The organism is Arthrobacter sp. 05L45_2 (assembly GCF_056397525.1).
The window spans coordinates 1-4,209 of sequence record NZ_JBFTNO010000237.1; the positions used below are offsets into that span (position 1 = coordinate 1).

Annotated in this window: 4 protein-coding genes and 1 pseudogene; 4 read left to right on the forward strand and 1 reads right to left on the reverse strand. The window is 65.2% G+C overall.

Annotation, left to right across the window (positions count from 1 at the left end; translation table 11 throughout):
- Positions 1-219 (reverse strand): annotated as a pseudogene (locus AC1DHD_RS14585) (hypothetical protein); the annotation flags it as partial.
- Between the two features lie 160 nt (positions 220-379).
- On the opposite strand from AC1DHD_RS14585, the gene dinB reads away from it, so the two are divergent.
- The 4 genes from dinB to rsmH all read left to right on the forward strand — a co-directional run.
- Positions 380-1,591 (forward strand): DNA polymerase IV, encoded by a 1,212-nt coding sequence (gene dinB, locus AC1DHD_RS14590; RefSeq protein WP_476880402.1) that lies wholly within the window; start codon positions 380-382, stop codon positions 1,589-1,591.
- 239 nt (positions 1,592-1,830) lie between these two features.
- Positions 1,831-2,199 (forward strand): DUF3040 domain-containing protein, encoded by a 369-nt coding sequence (locus AC1DHD_RS14595; RefSeq protein ID WP_476880403.1) that lies wholly within the window; start codon positions 1,831-1,833, stop codon positions 2,197-2,199.
- 420 nt (positions 2,200-2,619) lie between these two features.
- Positions 2,620-3,048, forward strand: coding sequence for a division/cell wall cluster transcriptional repressor MraZ (mraZ, locus tag AC1DHD_RS14600; protein ID WP_138769645.1), 429 nt, complete (start codon positions 2,620-2,622; stop codon positions 3,046-3,048).
- 175 nt (positions 3,049-3,223) lie between these two features.
- On the forward strand, positions 3,224-4,209 hold a 986-nt coding region (gene rsmH / locus AC1DHD_RS14605; protein ID WP_476880404.1), incomplete at its 3' end, for a 16S rRNA (cytosine(1402)-N(4))-methyltransferase RsmH.

The following is a 4,209-nucleotide window of genomic DNA, read 5'->3' on the forward strand; positions in this document are numbered from 1 at the left end:
GTCCACCAGCGCGCCGACGGTGGCGGAGGTGCCGGGTTCGGCGGACGGGCTGGGAGGGGCCGTCGTGGAGGATTCGGCGGTGGGTTGGGCCGCCGACGCCGACGCGGAGGAAGCCGCCGCCGTCGCCCCCGGACCCGGGGTGCACGCGGCCAGGGCCAGCAAAGCGCCGGCGGCCGCCACGGCCGCCACGGCGCGTCTGCGCTCTCCAATAACCTTCACGGGGACATTCCTCCTGGTGTTGACGCTGGATGCAGCCTCCAGTTTAGTCAGTCCCTGCGCATAGGATTGTTGCGTGGGGCCGGAGGAAGATCGACGTGGGGATAAAGGCAGTGCGGAACAAGCTGAAAGACGCAACGGCCGTCATGGCGGGCAGCCCGGCGTGAAGCCCTATAACGAGGCGGAGCTGGGCGAGCTGCGGCGCAGCAGCATCCTGCATGTGGACATGGACGCGTTCTTCGTCTCCGTTGAACTCCGCAGCCGTCCCCAGCTGAAGGGCCGGCCCGTGATCGTCGGATACCCCGCGGAGCGCTCGGTGGTGCTCTCGGCGTCGTACGAGGCCCGGAAGTTCGGCGTCAAGTCCGCCATGCCCATGGCGGTGGCGGCCCGGATGTGCCCGGCAGCCACCATCATCGAGCCCCGCCACAAGCTGTACTACGAAGTCTCGGGCCAGATCATGGCCATTTTCGGGTCGATCACCGACCTCGTGGAACCGCTTAGCGTCGACGAGGCCTTCCTCGACGTCGGCGGCGCCATCCGGCGGCTGGGACCGCCCAGGGAGATCGGCGAACTGATCCGCCGCAGGGTCGCGGGCGAACTGGGGATCACGGCCTCGGTGGGGATCGCCGCCAGCAAATTCGTTGCCAAGATTGCCTCAACCCGCTGCAAGCCGGACGGACTGCTGCTGATCGGCCCGGATGAGACGGTCCCGTACCTGCATACCCTGCCGGTCAATGCCCTCTGGGGCGTCGGGGCCAAAACAGTCGAGGTGCTCGCACGGATGGGGATCCGGACGGTTGCCGACGTCGCTGCCACGCCCCTGCCGTCGCTGCGGAAGATCCTGGGCGCCACGGGGGAGCACGTCTACCGGCTGTCGTGGGGAATCGACCCGCGGCCCGTGACACCGGTCCGGCTGGAGAAGAGCATCGGAGCGGAAGAAACCTTCGCCGTCGACACGGCGGACGAGGCCCTGCTGCACCGCGAGCTGCTCAGGCTCTCGCACCGCACGGCGGAGCGGCTCCGCAGCGCGGGAATGCACGCGCGCACGGTAGCCCTGAAGCTGCGCTATGCGGATTTCTCCACCATCACGCGCAGCCGGACCGTCAGCACGCCGATCGACAGCGCCCAGTTGCTTTACGGTGTGGCGGTTCAGCTCCTCGAGTCCATCGGGGAGCGGCCCATGACGGTGCGGCTCGTGGGCATCCGGGCCGAGCAACTTGAAGAGGCAGCCCAGGCGCCGCTGCAACTTAGCCTGGACCGCCGGGACGACAACTGGCGAACAGCCGAACAGGTGCTGGACAGGGTCACGCGGAAGTTCGGCAACAAGGCGGTGTTGCCGGCCCGCCTGCTGGATCCCGGTCCCGACGCGGGATGAGCCGCCGGYGTCTTTCAGAACAGGGCGCAACAATCTATCCTTAGAGATACATAGATTTCGAACGACTGGATCAAATGTTCGGGTTGCCGGCCATGCCAACTAAACACCTCACAGGGAACCGCGGAACCCCGTTTCACCAATGACGGTGGACAGGGAACCAACCGGCACTCCCGGTCGTTAGGGTTTAAGGGACAAGGGCCTCGTCAGTTCTGGACGTTGGCCGACTTAAGGAGGTCGTGATGCCGCTCTCGGAGCACGAACAGAAGTTGCTTGAGCAACTTGAGAAGCAGCTGCATGAGGACGATCCCAAGTTCGCCAGCTCGATGGGTTCTGATCCGGGTCGCTCCTGGTCCACCCGCCATCTGGTCATCGGAGTCCTCGGCGCCGTCGCGGGCATCCTGCTGCTGTTGCTGGGCGTTTCGCTGCAAARCATCGTCGTGGGCGTGATTGGGTTCCTCGTGATGGGCGCAGGCGTCTACTTCGCGACCATGCGCAGCGCCGGCGGCAAGGCCAAGGCCGGTAACGGACGCAAGCCGGGCAAGCCGCGCAGTTCGTTTATGAGCAACCTCGAGGACCGCTGGGAGGAACGGCACCGCGGCGAGTCCTGACCCCCCGCGGCTAACCCCCTCCATTTGGCACCACCACCTCTTCCACCTGGAAAACCACGGACCCGCTTCGGCGGGTCCTTTTCCGTTTAACCCCCATCGACTGCTCCGTATCTGCCGTTTTGGGGGGCCAAAAGGGTACGTACGGAGCAATCGATCCCCGGGCGGCCTGGTTTCGGCTCCGTTGGCCGGGCTGGAGGCGGCCCCGAAGCCTAGTTGGAGGTGATATTCCCTCCACTGCGCCCCACTTTTCGCGCTTCCCTTTATTTATCAGGGGTGTTTCGCCGACAACACGCCCAAAATTGCGCTAAAAACACCGGAATGTCGTTGACGGGGGAGYGAAGTGGAGTAATGTGGAGGACGTAAGAGGGTAGTGGCAGCACAGGGGACGTTGGACTTCCTACAACAGACAGGCGGTGGGCCGTGTTTCTCGGCACTCATTCGCCACGTCTGGACGAAAAGGGTCGAATCATCCTCCCAGCGAAGTTCCGAGAGGAACTTGCCAGCGGCCTGGTTCTCACACGGGGCCAGGAACGCTGCATCTACGTCTTCAGTGAGGCGGAATTCGGCCGGGTTCACGAGCAGATGCGGGAGGCTCCAATCTCCTCCAAGCAAGCCCGTGACTACATCCGCGTTTTCCTCTCTGGAGCCTCCGACGAGGTACCTGACAAGCAGGGGCGCGTGACGATTCCGCCGGCGCTCCGGGAATACGCAGGTCTCGGCAGGGAACTGGCCGTTATTGGCGCCGGAACCCGCGCGGAGATCTGGGACGCCCAGGCTTGGAACGAGTACCTGGCCGAAAAGGAAACCGCCTTCTCGGAAACCGACGACGCCATCCCGGGAATTCTCTGAAGCCCCGGCGGCACCAGCAACACCACCGTTTCTTGCTCAAGATCTCCAGCCGCCCATCCGGCAGTTCACCTGGCTCACTTCCCCGGAGCCAGGCGGGCCGCAGGGTAGGCGCGGATGGGGATCTGGACCAAGAAGCGCAGCACCGCAGAGACCCCTCCAACGAAAGGACGCAGGCATGAGCGACGACTCCAACCAGGCGAAGCCCACGTCCGAACGCCATGTACCGGTCCTCAAGGACCGGTGCATCAATTTGTTGGCACCCGGATTCGAAGAGGCCCGCCGGCGCGGCGAAACGCCCATCGCAGTTGATGCCACGCTCGGGATGGGCGGCCACTCCGAGGCGATGCTGCAGCGCTTCCCGGACCTGCACCTGATCGGCATCGACCGTGACGAGGAAGCCCTCGCCCTGGCAGGGGAGCGGCTCAAGCCCTTCGCCGACCGGATCGACCTGGTCCACGCCGTCTACGACGAGATCCCCGAAGTCCTCGAAGACCTCGGCATCGCGGAAGCTCACGGCATCCTCATGGACCTCGGCGTCTCCTCGCTGCAGCTCGATGAACGGGACCGCGGCTTCGCCTACTCGTTCGACGCGCCGCTGGACATGCGGATGGATACCAGCCGCGGACAGACTGCGGCCGACGTCGTTAATAACTACAGCGAAGAGGAACTGGTCYGGATCATCCGAAAGTGGGGCGAGGAAAAGTTCGCCGGCCGGATCGCCAACCGGATCGTCGCCGCACGCGCCGATAAGCCGTTCAGCACCACCGGCGAACTGGTCGACACCATCCGGGCCGTCGTTCCCGCCGGCGCCGCGAAGACCGGCGGCCACCCGGCCAAACGGACCTTCCAGGCCCTCCGGATCGAGGTCAACGAGGAACTCGAGGTGCTCGAGCGGGCCATTCCGGCCGCCGTCGCCTCGATCGCCATGGGCGGCAGGGTGGTGGTCATGTCCTACCACTCGCTGGAAGACAAGATCGTCAAGGGCGTCTTCCAGGCCGGTTCCAAATCCTCCGCGCCCCTCGGCTTCCCGGTGGAGCTGGAGGAGCACAAGGCAGAACTGAAGACCCTCACCAAGGGCACCGAGGTGCCCACCGCAGCAGAAATCGCAGAAAACCCACGCGCCGCCTCCGCCAGGCTGCGGGCCGTGGAACGTATCAAAGC